Source organism: Amycolatopsis sp. NPDC006131 (assembly GCF_040614175.1).
In the GTDB taxonomy this organism is placed as follows: Bacteria; Actinomycetota; Actinomycetes; order Mycobacteriales; family Pseudonocardiaceae; genus Amycolatopsis_E; species Amycolatopsis_E tucumanensis.
The window spans coordinates 23,292-36,467 of the sequence record NZ_JBEXTX010000083.1 but is presented as its reverse complement, the minus strand read 5'-3'; the positions used below and the strand labels follow the sequence as shown (position 1 = coordinate 36,467).

The window sequence follows — 13,176 nt, the reverse complement described above, 5'->3', positions numbered from 1 at the left end:
TCATCTGGGCACTGCTGCGCGACGGCCGCGAATTCCACCACTCACCGCCGCCCATCAGCCCTACAGCTGCTTGACACGATCATTGAGACTCCTCGGTTCGTTCCACAGTGGTGAGGGCTTCGCGCAGGACGGCGAGCGCCTCGTCCGCCTCGGCGACGGTGACGGTCATCGGCGGGGTGACCCGCAGGACGTTGCCGTGCAGGCCGCCGCGGCCGATCAGCAGTCCCCGCTGCCGGGCGGCCTCCAGCACGCGCAGGGTCGCGGCCACGGCCGGCTCGCGGGTGCCGGGCACGACGAGTTCCACGCCGATCATCAGCCCCATCCCGCGGACCTCGCCGACGAGCGGGCAGTCCTCCGCGATCGCGCGCAGGCCGGTCATCAGGTGCTCGCCGACCTTGTCGGCGTTCGCCTGCAGGTCGTGCGAGAGCAGGTAGTCCAGGGTCGCGACACCGGCGGCCGTGGCGAGCGGGTTGCCCCCGGCCGTGGAGATCGAGTTCGCGCCGAGGCAGTCCATCAGCCCGGCGGGCGCGACGACCCCGCCGATCGCGACGCCGTTGCCGAGGCCCTTGGCGAAGGTGATCGCGTCGGGGGTCACGCCGGAACCCGGCATGGCGAAGAACGACCGGCCGGTGCGCCCCCACCCGGACTGGACCTCGTCGGAGATCAGCAGGATGCCGTAGTCGTCGAGCACGGCCTTCATCGCCGGGAAGAAACCCTCGGGCGGGGTGGCGAACCCGCCCGCGCCCTGGACCGGCTCGGCCAGCAGGCACGCCACGTCCCCGGCGGTGGAGGTTTCGATGATCGTGCGCAGCTCGTCGGCGCACGCGGCCACGAACGCGGCGTCGTCCAGGTGGCCGAAGGGGCTGCGGTAGCGGTAGCCGCTGTGCACGTAGGTGACCGCGAGCGGGCTGAGCGCGGTGGCCGACCAGCCCCGGATGCCGGTGGCCGCGACCGTGGCGAAGGACCGGCCGTGGTAGCTGCCGCGCAGGGCGAGCACCTGGTGCGACCGCCGCCGCTGGGTGGCCAGCAGCAGCGCCGTCTCGACGGCCTCGGTGCCGGAGTTGACGAAGAAGACCTTCGCGTCGGGCAGGCCGGACAGCTTCGCGATCCGCTCGGCGAGCTCGACCTGGCTGCGGATCAGGTACAGCGTCGAGGAGTGCAGCAGGCGCCCGGCCTGCGCCCGGATCGCCTCGGTGATCTCCGGGATGTCGTGGCCGACCATGGTGGCGAGCAGGCCGCCGAAGAAGTCGAGGTGCTCGCGGCCCTCGCCGTCGGTCACGCGGCGCCCTGAGCCGCGGACCAGTTCGATCGGCTCGTCGTAGTAGAGCTGCATCCAGGACGGCATGACCTGGCGGTGGCGCTGCCACAACTCGGCGTGGGGCACGGGCTCCTCCTTCGGCGGACGGCGACGCCTGCGCACGCTAGGACGGCCGCCTGGACCGGCTCACCGTCACCGGGCACGAATTTCAGATAGTCGAAAAACGGGTTCACTCTGATGCAATGGGCGCCTCCGGGGCCGCACAGTGTCGGCCAGCCGAGGAGCCAGGAGGTGACCATGCGACCGACCGACGCCGACGTGACGGCCCGGGTCGACGCCCTGGCCGAGGACATGTTGTCGTTCCTGGCCGCAACGGTGCGGGACCCGAGCGAGAGTGGCTGGGAGGACCGGGTCACCGGCCGGTACGCCGACTGGTTCACCGCCCGCGGCTGGCCGGTGACGCGGCAGCCGCTCGAGGAGGCCTCCGGGGAGCCGCGGGCCGCGCAGCGGGAAAACCTGATCGCCTGGTACCCCGGCCGCCGCGGGCTGCCGTGCGTGGTCCTCAACGGCCACGTCGACGTGGTGCCCGCGGGCGAGGAGCAGGCGTGGTCCCGGCCGCCCTACTCCGGTGACCGGGACGGCGGCCTGGTGCACGGGCGCGGCTCGGTGGACATGAAGGGCGGTATCGCGGCCGGGCTGTACGCGCTCGCCGCGCTCGAACAGGCCGGGGTGGATCTGCCGTTCGACGTGGCGGTGCAGCTCGTCGTCGCCGAGGAGACCACCGGGGCGGGCACGCGGGCGGCGGTGCGCGAGACGCCGGAGCCGGCGGCCGCGCTGGTGCTGGAGCCCACCGGCGGGGCGATCGTGCCGGTCAGCACCGGTCTGCTGTTCTTCACCGTCGAGGTCACCGGCGTCGCCGCGCACACCTCGGCCCCGTGGCGCGGGGTGGACGCGTTCGACAAGCTGATCCGGGTCCGCGAGGCGCTGGCCGAGCTGGCGCGCAAGCGGGGCGCGGCGTACCGGCACCCGTTGTTCGCCGACGTGCCGACCGCGATCCCGTTCGCGATCGGCACCGCGCGGGCGGGCAGCTGGCGGGCGGCGGTGCCCGACCACGCGACCATGTCCGGGCGGATCGGGCTGACGCCCGGTGAACCTCCGGCGGAGCTGCGCCAGGAGGTGGAGCGGGTGCTCGCCGAGGTCACGGCGACCGACGACTGGCTGCGGGACCACCCGCCGTCCGTGCGCTGGGACCACGAGGGCCTGCCCGGCTGGGAGACTCCCACCGGCCACCCGCTGATCACCGCGCTCCGGTCCGCGCAGCGGGAGTGCGCGGGCGCGGAGACGCTGACCGGCTTCACGGCCGGCTCCGACGCCGCGTACTTCGGCTCCCGGGGCGTGCCGACGGCGATCTTCGGCCCCGGCGACGTGACCCGGGCGCACGCGCCGGACGAGTGCGTGGCCGAAGCCGACGTGGTGCGGGCCGCCAAGGTGCTCGCGCTGACCCTGGCCAGGCTGGTGGTGCGCGATGGGTGAGCAGCGCACGACCGTGCTGCACACGCTGGAGCGCGGCCTGCAGGTGCTGGAGGCGGTCGCGGCGGCCGACGGCACCGCCACCGCGAAGGTGCTCGGGCGGCAGCTCGGCATCAAGATCGGCACCTGCTACCACCTGCTGCGCACGCTGGTCGCCAGCGGGCACGTGGTCCGGCTGCCCGGCGGGTACTACGACGTGGGCCCGAAGGCGGCGTCGCTGAGCCGGCACCTGCAACGCCGGTCCGGGCCCTCCCCCGAGCTCGCGGTCATCCTCACGCGCCTGCACAACAAGACCCGCGAGACCTCCTACATCTCCGGCTGGAACCACGGCACGCTGATCCTGCAGCACTACATCTCGGGCCTGCACACGCTGTCCGTGGGCAACCTCGACGTCGGCTACACCGGGCACATGCACGCCCGCGCCTCCTGCAAGGCGGTGCTGGCGTTCCTGCCGGAGGAGCAGGTCGCGGCGATGTTCGCGGGCGTGCCGCTGGAGGCGGTCACCGCGCACACGATCACCGACTTCGACGCGCTCACCGTGGACCTGGCCACCTCGCGGCGCCGCGGTTATGCCCTGGACCTGGAGGAGTTCAGCGACGGCGTCTGCTGCGTGTCCGCGCCGTTCTTCGGCGAGAACGGGATGCCGGCCGGGGCGTTCACGGTGTCCGTGCCGCAGTCCCGGTTCACCGAGCGCCGGTCGTGGCTGATCGCCGAGGTGCGGGAGGCGGCGGCGATGGCGACCGGCCTGCTGCGCACCGGCCGGCTGACCGTGCCCTCCCCCGACGCGCCGCCGCGCACCGACCGGGAGGTCTCGTGAGGACACTCGACTCCGCCCGCGCCGTGGTCACCGGCGCCGGGCGCGGGATCGGCCGCGCGATCGCGGTGCGGCTGGCGGCCTCCGGGGCGTCCGTGGCGGTGGTGGACGCCGACCTCGGCGGCGAGGTCGTGCCGGAGGTCGCCGCGCACGGTGTGGACGTGATGGGCCTGCGCTGCGACGTGACCGACCCGGCCGCGGTGGACGCGTCGATCGGCGCGGTGGCCGACGCGTGGGGCGGGGTGGACGTGCTGGTCTGCAACGCCGGGGGCGGCACCGGCCCGATCCACGGCAACCGCGCGTCCGAAGTGGACCTCGGCGAGCTGGAGGCCGTGCTGCGGCTCAACCTGTACGGCACGATCCACTGCTGCCGGGCCGTCGCCGGTCCGATGCGGGCGCAGGGCCGCGGCAGCATCGTCACGATGAGCTCGATCAACGGGCTGGCGCCCACCGCGGACGGCGGCTACGCCCACTACGGCGTCGCCAAGGCGGCGGTCGCGCACTACACCCGCTACCTCGCGCGTGAGCTCCGCCCGCACGGCATCCGGGTCAACGCCGTCGCCCCCGGCCCGATCGGCACCGCCCGGCTGCGCGCCCGCTACGCCGAGGCCGGCGAAGATCTCGACGCGGCAGGCGAACCCGGCGACGTCGCCGGTGTCGTCGAGTTCCTGGCCGGGCCCGCCGCCCGGCACGTCAGCGGGCAGGTCATCACCGTCGACGGCGGCGCCTGAACCACCCTTTCCCCGACCATCCGAAAAGGAGAGTGGGTACCCCCATGCCCGAAACCGCCGCACTGCTGGCGCATCTGGAATCGATGTGGCGCATCCGGTCCTTCGAAGAGGAGGTCACGCGCCTGCGCGCCACCGGCGACATCGTCGGCTCGGTGCACCTGTGCAACGGCCAGGAAGCGATCTACACCGGCGCGTGCGCCGCGCTCGACCTCACCCGCGACGCGGTGTTCCCCACCTACCGCGGCCACGGCTGGACGCTGGCCTGCGGCGCGCCGCCCCACGCCCTGTTCGCCGAGCTGCTCGGCCGCGCCACCGGGATCAACGGCGGCCGGGGCGGGTCGGCCTACCTCACCGCGCCCGGCTACGGCATGTACGGCGAGAACTCCATCGTCGGCGCGGGCGTGCCGATCGCCGCGGGCGCCGCGCTGGCCGCCACGTTCGACGGGTCCGGCCGGGTGGCACTGGCCGCGTTCGGCGACGGCGCGATGAACCAGGGCGCGGTGCACGAGGCGATGAACTTCGCCGCCGTCCGGTCGCTGCCGGTGATCTTCCTGGTGGAGAACAACCACTACTCCGAGCTCACCCCGATCGCCGACATGGTGCGCGTGGACCGGTTGTTCAAACGCGCCTCCGCCTACGGGTTCCCGGGCGCGCGCATCGACGGCAACGACCCCGAGGCGGTGCGCCAGGCCGTGGCCGAGGCCGCCCGCCGCGCCCGGTCCGGGGCGGGCCCGGTGCTGTTGGAGGCGATGACCCAGCGCATCGTCGGCCACTACATCGGCGACGCGCAGCACTACCGCCCCGCCGGGGACCTGGACGCCGCGCTCGCCGCGGAACCGATCGGCAGGCTGACCCGCGAACTGCTCGCCCTCGGCGTCGCCCAGTCCGAACTGGACGAACTCACCGCGCGGGTGGACCGTGAGATCGCCGACGCCGCCGCCCGCGCTCTGGCCGATCCTCTCGCCGACCCCTCGACCGTTCTGGAGCACCTGTATGCCTGAGACGAAGAACCTCTCCTACGCCGAATCCGTCAACGCCGCGCTGCGCCGCGCGCTCGCCGAACGGCCGGAAGCGCTGCTGTTCGGTGAGGACGTCGGCGCTCCCGGTGGCGTGTTCGGCGTGACGAAGGGCCTGCGCAAGGAGTTCGGCGAGCGCGTGTTCGACACCCCGATCTCGGAGTCGGCCATCCTCGGTGGCGCGGTCGGCGCCGCGATGTTCGGCCGCCGTCCCATCGCGGAGATCATGTGGGCCGATTTCTCCCTCGTCGCGTTCGACCAGCTGGTCAACCAGGCCGCCAACGTCCGCTACGTCTCGCGCGGCGCGCTGTCCGCGCCGCTGACCGTGCGCACCCAGCAGGGCAACGCGCCCGGGGCGTGCGCGCAGCATTCGCAGTCGCTGGAGGCGTTGTTCGCCCACGTTCCCGGGCTGCGGGTGTGCCTGCCGGCCACCCACCAGGACGCCTACGACCTGCTGCTGTCCGCGATCTGGTGCGACGACCCGGTGATCGTGATCGAGAACCGCACGCTCTACCACGCGGGCAAGCAGGAGGTCCGGCTCGGCGGCGAGGTGCAGCCGATCGGCGGCGCGGCGGTGCGACGGCCCGGCCGGGACGTCACGGTGCTCACCTGGGGCGCGATGCAGCACCGGGTGCTGGAGGCGGCCGGGCGGCTGGCCGCGGACGGCATCGACGCCGAGGTGATCGACGCCCGCTGGGTCCGCCCGCTCGACCTGGACACCGTGCTGGACAGCGTGCGCCGCACCGGGCGGCTGGTGGTCGCCCACGAGGCGCACACCGTCGGCGGGGTGGGTGGCGAGGTGGTCGCCGCCGTCGCCGAAGCCGGGGTGCCGCTGCGCTGCCCGCCGGTGCGGGTCGGCACGCCCGACACCCGCATCCCGTCCGCGCCCGGCCTCGCCGCCGCCGTGATCCCGTCGGCCGAGGTGATCGCCGAAGCTATCACCAAGTCCGTACGCGCCTAGGAGGAGCCGTGACCGAACCCGTCGTCGCCATGCCCCCGTTCGCGCCGCTGTACGGCGTGGGCACCGAGTCGGTGCGGCTGCGCTGGCTCACCGTCGAGTACCGCACCGACCCGCAAGCCGTGGCGAGCCTGCTGCCCGCGCCGCTGGCGGCGACGCCGGACCCGCTGGTCGGGATCTGGGTCGCCGAGTTCCTCGGCGCCGGGTTCCACCTGCCCGACGGCACCGTCGAGCAGCGGCCGCCGTACCTGCAGGCCGGGGTCAGCGTGCGCTGCCAACGCCACGGCGAGGTCGGCGCCTACCCGCTCACGTTCTTCATCGAGGGCCTCAACCACGGGACCCTCGGCCGGGAGATCTTCGGGCTGCCCAAAAAGCAGGCCCGCGCCGTCACCCTCACCGAGGACGGCGGCGCGGTCACCGGCCGCATCGTCACCGCCAACGACATCGAGATCGTCACCGTCCGGGCGCGGGCCACCACACCCGCGGGCCCGCTCGACCCGGTTCCCGCCTGGTTCGGCAACCACTTCGCGCTCAAGCTGATCCCCAGCGCGGAGGGCACCGGCTACGACATCAGCCGCCTGGTGCGGATCCCGTTCCGCACCTCCGAGCCGGGCGGCGCGTGGGACGGCACGGCCGAAGTGACCCTCCGGCCCTCCACCGCGGACCCCGTCCAGCTGCTGCCGTGCCGGGAGGTGGTGTCCGCCCGCTACGGCGGGATCCGCCTCGACATCGGCTTCGGCACCTACCTCGACCACGTCGACCACGTCCCCGTCGCGGGGACACCGCACTGGGGCAGCGTCGCCCCGGCAGGAGAGTGAGCACACCATGAGCGTCCAGACCCAGCCGCAGGCCGGCTCCGGAGTCGGCATCACGCCGGCGCAACGGAAATCGATCGTCGCCGCGTGCATCGGCAACTTCATCGAGTGGTACGAGTTCGTGCTGTACGGGTACTTCGCGTCCACCATCGCGAAGTTGTTCTTCCCCGCCGGTGACCCGACCGCGGCGCTGCTGCTGACGTTCGCGTTGTTCGGCGTGAGCTTCGTGGTGCGGCCACTGGGCGGGGTGGTGTTCGGTTACATCGGCGACCGCTACGGCAGGCGCAGCGCGTTGTCGGCGATCATCCTGCTGATCTCGCTGGGCACCGCGTTGATGGCGCTGGTGCCGCCGTACGCCTCGATCGGGGTCGCCGCGCCGGTGCTGATCCTGGTGCTGCGCCTGGCGCAGGGCCTGTCCGCGGGCGGCGAGTGGACCGGGGCGGTGGCGTACGTGATCGAAACCGCCCCCGCCGGGCGGCGCGCCTACTACGGCAGCTGGCAGACGATCACGATCGTGCTCGGCATGATGGTGGCCAGCCTGTCCGCGCTGCTGTTCACCGAGGTGCTCTCCCCCGCCGCGCTGGAGTCGTGGGGCTGGCGGATCCCGTTCCTGATCGCGTTGCCGCTCGGTCTGATCGGGCTCTACATGCGACTGCGGCTGGACGAGACGCCGGAGTTCGCGCAGGTGGCCGCTAGCGGCGAGCACGAACGCGCCCCGCTGCGCGCCACCCTGCGGCACGACTGGCGTTCGATCCTGCGGATCGCCGCGCTGGTGTGCTCGCCGACGATGTGCACCTACGTGCTGCTGGTGTACGGGCCCACGTTCCTGGCCACCGAGCTGAAGGTGCCCGCCGCGCAGGCGAAGCTGGCCGGGTTCGCCGCGATGGTCGTGATGATGGTGCTGACCGTGGTGTCCGCGCGCCTGTGCGACCGCGTCGGGCGCAAGCCGTTCCTGATCGCCGGGGCGATCTGGGTGCTGGTCACCGCGCCGCTGGGATTCCTGCTGCTGCACCGGTTGTCGTTCGGGTTCCTGGTGGCGGGCCTGGCGCTCGTGGTGATCGGCGAGGCGCTGATGCTGGCGCCGCAGCCGGCGATCTTCGCCGAGCTGTTCCCCACCGCCCGCCGGTACAGCGGGGTCGGCATCGGTTACAACATCGGCGTGGTGCTCTTCGGCGGCGCGGGCCCGCTGGTCGCCACCGCAATCGTGGAGGCGACGCAGAGCACCTACGCCCCCGCAGGGTACTTGGCGTGCGGCGCGCTGATCAGCCTCATCGCGGCGATCTTCACGCCGGAGACGCTGCGGCGCGACAGTACTTCCACCGCAAGCTGAACCACCGGAAGCCCCCGCAGCCGGGCTGCGGGGGTGTCCGGCGTCAGCGGGGTGCGATCACCCGCAGCTGCAGCATCGCCGCGAAGCGGGCCTCCGGGTCGGACAGGTCCAGCTGCGCGACCTCGGCCAGGCGCCGCAGGCGGTAGCGGAAGGTGTTGGGGTGCACGTAGACCGCGTTGGCGGCCGCGTTCACGTCGCCGAAGGCGTCCAGCCACGCACGCAGCGTCTCGACCAGGTTGGTGTTGTGCTGCCGGTCGTAGTCGAACAACCGCGCGACCGGGCCGGTCGGGCGGTCGCCCCGCGCGGCGACCAGGTCGCGCAACTCCAGCAGCAGCGCCTCGACCTGGACGTCGGCCAGGCGGGCGACCCGGCGGCCGGTGCGCGGTTCCGCCCGCAGCACCCGCAGCGCCCGGTCCGCGCTGGCCCTGGCGCCGGCCAGTGCCGGGACGTCCTCGGCGACCGGACCGATCGCGACGACCGCGGGCACCCGCTCCCCCACCCGGTCCAGGAATTCCGTCGCGATGGACACCGCCCACTGCTCGCCGTCGCCCTCGCCCTCCACCGGGACCAGCCCGTAGGCCACGTCCCCGACGAGGGCGCTCGCGGCACGCGGGTGCACCGCGGTCAGGTGCATCGCGAGACCGTCGCTCACCCGTTGGAGTTCGGTCGCCACCCCGGCGTCGTCCCGCTCGCCGGGGCCGCGGTCGGCGAGCGCGAGCGCCAGCACCACCACCGGACGGCCGGCCAGCCCCAGCCGGGACATGGCTTCGCGTGCTCCCGCGCCGCCTTCGAGCGCGGTGCTGAGCAGTTCGGTGCGCAGGCGGCGGGACACGTCGGTGCCCGCGCGAACGCGCAGCATGTGCAGCGCGACGAGCCGGGCCGCCTCCCGCAGCGCCTGCTCGCGTTCCGCGCTGAGCGGTTCCCGCACCGCCGCCCAGATCGAGCCGAGCACCTCGTCACCGGCCCGCACGGCGACGGCGACCCGCGGCATCGTCAGGCCGTCGAGGTTCACCAGCGCGTCGACGTAGACGAGCCGGTCGCTGCGGTACAGCTCGCGGAACACGCCCCGGTCGGTGAGCATCCGGGCGAAGCGTTCCGGCACCTGCCGTCCCAGGATCGTCTCCACCCGGGACGGGTCGGCTTCGTCCTGGCGGCCGGAGAACGCCAGCACCCGCGAGCGCGGGTCCTCGATCGTCACCGGCGCGTCGATCAGCTCCGCGATCGCGTTGGCCACCGCGAACAGGTCACCCGACGGCACCCCGCCCAGCATCTCCGGCTCGGCCTGGCCGACGTCGCCCTCGGCGAGCAGCGCCCGCAGCATCGCGGCCAGCTGCGCCCAGGACGCCCCGCGCGTCAGGCCCAGCAACACCACGCCGGTCTCGTCGACGGCGGCGGTGACCTCCGCCGGCACGTCGACCGGCGCGCGCACCACCAGCCCGGCCGCCTCCTGCTTGCCGAGCGCGCGCAGCAGGCGGACGACCTCCTCGGGCTCGCGGACGCCCACGCCGAGCACGAGCGCGTGGCGGGGCAGCACGGGTTCCTCGAACGGGTCGTGGATCGCGACGCCGCCGATGTCCCCGGCGCGACCCGGGTCGCCGTGGACGAGGTCGAGCAGCGTGCCACCGAGGTCGTCGAGGACACGGACCACACCGGCGTTCACCGCGACGCCCCACCTCCTCGCCGGCTCAGCAGGCCACCCGCTCGGTCGCCGTCGTCACCTCGGCCAGCAGCTCCGGCACCGGCTCCACCCCGATGCCCGGCCCCGCGGGCACGTCCAGGTGCCCGCCGGAGAGCACGAACGGCTCGGTGATGTCGGTGCGATAGTAGCGGTCGGAGGCGGACGTATCGCCGGGCAGCGTGAAGCCGGGCAGCGCGGCGAGCGCAAGGTTGGCGGCGCGGCCCAGCCCGGATTCGAGCATGCCGCCGCACCACACCGGCACCCCGTGGGCGGCGCACACGTCGTGCACCCGGCGGGCTTCCAGGTAGCCGCCGACCCGGCCGGGCTTGATGTTGACGACCTGGCACGCGCCGAGCGCGATCGCGTCCGCGGCCGACTTCGCCGACACGATCGACTCGTCCAGGCACACCGGCGTGGCCAGCCGCTTGGCGAGTTCCGCGTGGCCGAGCACGTCCTCCTCGTCCAGTGGCTGCTCGATCAGCAGCAGCCCGAACGGGTCGAACCGGGCCAGGTGGCGCGCGTCGGCGAGCGTGTACGCGGTGTTGGCGTCGACCTGCAGCAGCACGTCGTCGCCGAAGCGTTCCCGGACCGCCCGCACCGGCTCGACATCCCACCCTGGCTGGATCTTGAGCTTGATCCGCACGTACCCGGCGTCGAGGTAGCCGCCGACGGTGTCGAGCAGTTCGCCGACCGAGCCCATGATCCCGACCGACACCCCGCACGGCACCCGGTCGCGCACCGCGCCCAGTTCCCGCGCCAGCGGGCGGCCTTCGGCGCGCAGCTCGGCGTCGAGCACCGCCATCTCCAGCGCGGCCTTGGCCATGCGGTGCCCCTTGAACGGCGCCAGCACCCGGCCCACCGCGGTGGCGTCGAGGTGGTCGGCCGCCGCGAGCGCGGGCACGAAGAACCGCCGCAGCACGTCGGCCGCGCCGTCCACGTACTCCGGCGAGTAGAGCGGGTCGGCCAGTGTGCCGCATTCGCCCCAGCCCACGGCCTCGTCCGTCTCGACCCGCACCAGCAGGATGTCGCGGGCGGTCTGCGTGCCGAACGAGGTCCGGAACGGAGCCACCAGCGGCATCTCGATGCGGCGCAGTTCCACTCCGGTCAGTTTCACGCGCTGTCCTCCTTGGCCACGCGGGTGACGACGTACCACCCGGTCTTGTCGAATCCCGCGACGCGCGCGCCCTGCGCCAGCAACGTGCCGAGCGTGTCGCGCACCGCGATCCGCCACCGCCGCGCCAGGCGCGGGTCCGCGCGGCGCAGCGTTTCGATGTCCCGCGGCGCGGCGACCAGCAGGGCCGGCCCGTCGAGACTGCCGAGGCGGGGCGTGTCGTTCTCCACGCCGAGCGCCACGACCGCACCGGGCGGCGCGCTGACGCGCCGGGGTGTGCCGTCGCAGGCCGCCTCGACCTCGGGGGCGCCGATGCGCCAGTGCACCAGCAGCCGGTCGGTGTCGTCGTCGCCGTTGATGTGGTCGTGCATCCCGCCGTAGAAGTTCGGCAGGTACTCCACGGCTTCGGCGGCGAGCTTGCCGAGGTTGAAGTAGGCGTTGCGGCTCACCAGCGGATCGAAGGTCCACTCGATCACCGAGATCCCCCGCGGCAGCGCCCAGGCCCGCTGGTGCAGCTTGAGCGCCAGCCCGACGCTGCGCCCGGCCATCACCGGGGACACGCCCGCGATGTGGCTGTGCATCACCCCGGGGGTGCCGAAGAACCCGACGCAGGCGCCCACCAGCTCGTCCCCGACGTACGCGCCGGCGACGTAGTTGCCCGCCTTGGTCAGCGCGCGCATGAGTTCGGTGGTCACCGGCGGGTTGGCCGGATCGGGCCGCCAGATCAGGTCGAACAGCCGGTACACGGCCTCCAGCTCGGGCAGTTCGGCGACCTCGCGGACGCGGACGCCCGCCGCGACCGCCGCCTTGGCCGCGGCTTCCTCGGGACTGGTCCTCACCGGCGCACGTCCGTCAGCAGGTCGGCGACCAGGGCCGACACCAGCGCGGTGCGGCCGGGCAGCTCGCCGATCCGGATGTGCTCGGTGTCGGCGTGTGCTCCGCCGCCGACGGCCCCGAGCCCGTCGAGGGTGGGCACCCCGGCGCCCGCGGTGAAGTTGCCGTCCGAGGCGCCCCCGACCGCGGCGGCCGTCAGCGGCGGCAGACCGAGCGTGGCCGCCACCGCCTGCGCGCGGGCGAACAGCGCGGCCGACGACTCCGCTTCCAACGGGGGCCGGTTCGGGCCGCCCAGCACCTCCACCACCGAACCCTCCACAACGGACTCCAGCGCCCGCATCCGCCCGTCCACCCTGGACTGCTCGGCCGCGCTGCGGACGCGCACGTCGACCGCGAACTGCCCGGCGGCGGGCACGGTGTTCGCCGTGGTGCCGGCGGACAGCACGGTCGGCGTCACGCTCGTGCCGCGCCCGGGGTCCGCGAGCCCGGCCACCGCCAGGATCTGGTGCGCCAGCTCGACGGTGGCGTTGACGCCGCGTTCCGGTTCCAGCCCGGCGTGCGCGGCCCGGCCCTTCACCTGCACCTGGTACTGCGACACGCCCTTGCGCTCGGTCTTGAGCGCCCCGCCGTCGGCGGAGGCCTCCAGCACCAGCGCGGCGGCGCAGCCCGCGGTCTCGTCCTCGATCAGGGTTCGCGAGCTGGGCGAGCCGAGCTCCTCGTCGCCGGTGATCAGGATGGTCACCCCGGCCCGGTCGCCGAGCGCGGCGACGGCGTGCAGAGCCATCACCACCCCGGCCTTCATGTCGAAGCAGCCGGGCCCGCGCAGGACATCACCCTCCACTGTGTACGGATGCGTGGCCAGGGAGCCCAGCGGCCACACGGTGTCGTGGTGGCCGAGCAGCAGGACCCGCGCGGGGCCAGGGCCGAAGCGCCAGCGCAGGTGGGTCCACCCGTCGCGGACGATCTTCTCCGGCGGCGTCCCGAGGAGCCGCTCGCCGAGGCGCGCGAGCGTGTCCGCGCTCGCGGCCACCGCCGCGTGGTCCGACGACGGCGATTCGCAGGTGACCAGCCGCTCGATGTCGCCGAGCATCGCGGGCAGGT

Annotated in this window: 12 protein-coding genes; 7 read left to right on the top strand and 5 right to left on the bottom strand. The window is 73.8% G+C overall.

Translation table 11 applies throughout. The features are described from left to right. Positions 1–79: 79 nt before the first annotated feature. Positions 80–1,384 (bottom strand): aspartate aminotransferase family protein, encoded by a 1,305-nt coding sequence (locus tag ABZ215_RS31855; RefSeq protein ID WP_354953876.1) that lies wholly within the window; start codon positions 1,382–1,384, stop codon positions 80–82. A gap of 171 nt (positions 1,385–1,555) precedes the next feature. Between ABZ215_RS31855 and ABZ215_RS31850 the strand changes: the two genes are divergently transcribed. Genes ABZ215_RS31850 through ABZ215_RS31820 form a run of 7 tightly spaced genes read left to right on the top strand, consistent with a single transcriptional unit; the run spans position 1,556 to position 8,452 of the window. Then, positions 1,556–2,791, top strand: a complete 1,236-nt coding sequence (locus ABZ215_RS31850) for an ArgE/DapE family deacylase (protein ID WP_354953874.1) — start codon at positions 1,556–1,558, stop codon at positions 2,789–2,791. Continuing rightward, positions 2,784–3,605, top strand: a complete 822-nt coding sequence (locus ABZ215_RS31845) for an IclR family transcriptional regulator (RefSeq protein WP_191244391.1) — start codon at positions 2,784–2,786, stop codon at positions 3,603–3,605. Before ABZ215_RS31850 ends, ABZ215_RS31845 begins: the two co-directional genes overlap by 8 nt. Next, positions 3,602–4,333 (top strand): SDR family NAD(P)-dependent oxidoreductase, encoded by a 732-nt coding sequence (locus ABZ215_RS31840; RefSeq protein WP_354953872.1) that lies wholly within the window; start codon positions 3,602–3,604, stop codon positions 4,331–4,333. The genes ABZ215_RS31845 and ABZ215_RS31840 overlap by 4 nt, the downstream gene beginning before the upstream one ends. A 44-nt stretch (positions 4,334–4,377) precedes the next feature. Next, positions 4,378–5,334 (top strand): thiamine pyrophosphate-dependent dehydrogenase E1 component subunit alpha, encoded by a 957-nt coding sequence (locus ABZ215_RS31835; protein WP_354953870.1) that lies wholly within the window; start codon positions 4,378–4,380, stop codon positions 5,332–5,334. Continuing rightward, positions 5,327–6,310, top strand: coding sequence for a transketolase C-terminal domain-containing protein (locus tag ABZ215_RS31830; RefSeq protein ID WP_354953868.1), 984 nt, complete (start codon positions 5,327–5,329; stop codon positions 6,308–6,310). The genes ABZ215_RS31835 and ABZ215_RS31830 overlap by 8 nt, the downstream gene beginning before the upstream one ends. 8 nt (positions 6,311–6,318) lie before the next feature. Further along, a complete protein-coding gene (locus ABZ215_RS31825; RefSeq protein WP_354953866.1) occupies positions 6,319–7,125 on the top strand; it encodes an acetoacetate decarboxylase family protein in 807 nt (268 codons plus the stop codon). Between the two features lie 7 nt (positions 7,126–7,132). Further along, the gene (locus ABZ215_RS31820; RefSeq protein WP_354953864.1) at positions 7,133–8,452 is read left to right on the top strand and encodes an MFS transporter; all 1,320 of its coding nucleotides are present in this window, start codon (positions 7,133–7,135) and stop codon (positions 8,450–8,452) included. Positions 8,453–8,495: 43 nt separating this feature from the next. Here the strand turns inward: ABZ215_RS31820 and ABZ215_RS31815 are convergent, their stop codons facing one another. Genes ABZ215_RS31815 through ABZ215_RS31800 form a run of 4 tightly spaced genes read right to left on the bottom strand, consistent with a single transcriptional unit; the run spans position 8,496 to position 13,165 of the window. Continuing rightward, positions 8,496–10,112: a helix-turn-helix domain-containing protein gene (locus ABZ215_RS31815; RefSeq protein WP_354953862.1), complete on the bottom strand. Its 1,617-nt coding sequence runs from the start codon at positions 10,110–10,112 to the stop codon at positions 8,496–8,498. 25 nt (positions 10,113–10,137) lie between these two features. Next, positions 10,138–11,244, bottom strand: coding sequence for an o-succinylbenzoate synthase (menC, locus tag ABZ215_RS31810; protein ID WP_354953860.1), 1,107 nt, complete (start codon positions 11,242–11,244; stop codon positions 10,138–10,140). Continuing rightward, entirely contained in the window at positions 11,241–12,080 is an 840-nt protein-coding gene (locus ABZ215_RS31805) for a GNAT family N-acetyltransferase (RefSeq protein WP_354953858.1), read from the bottom strand. Before ABZ215_RS31805 ends, menC begins: the two co-directional genes overlap by 4 nt. After that, a complete protein-coding gene (locus ABZ215_RS31800) occupies positions 12,077–13,165 on the bottom strand; it encodes a M20 family metallopeptidase (protein ID WP_039791127.1) in 1,089 nt (362 codons plus the stop codon). Before ABZ215_RS31800 ends, ABZ215_RS31805 begins: the two co-directional genes overlap by 4 nt. Positions 13,166–13,176: the final 11 nt, after the last annotated feature.

Coding starts and splice junctions, on each gene's coding strand:
- ABZ215_RS31850 (WP_354953874.1), top strand. CDS start 1,556: ATGCGACCGACCGACGCCGACGTGACGGCCCGGGTCGACGCCCTGGCC.
- ABZ215_RS31845 (WP_191244391.1), top strand. CDS start 2,784: ATGGGTGAGCAGCGCACGACCGTGCTGCACACGCTGGAGCGCGGCCTG.
- ABZ215_RS31835 (WP_354953870.1), top strand. CDS start 4,378: ATGCCCGAAACCGCCGCACTGCTGGCGCATCTGGAATCGATGTGGCGC.
- ABZ215_RS31830 (WP_354953868.1), top strand. CDS start 5,327: ATGCCTGAGACGAAGAACCTCTCCTACGCCGAATCCGTCAACGCCGCG.
- ABZ215_RS31820 (WP_354953864.1), top strand. CDS start 7,133: ATGAGCGTCCAGACCCAGCCGCAGGCCGGCTCCGGAGTCGGCATCACG.
- ABZ215_RS31800 (WP_039791127.1), bottom strand. CDS start 13,165: ATGCTCGGCGACATCGAGCGGCTGGTCACCTGCGAATCGCCGTCGTCG.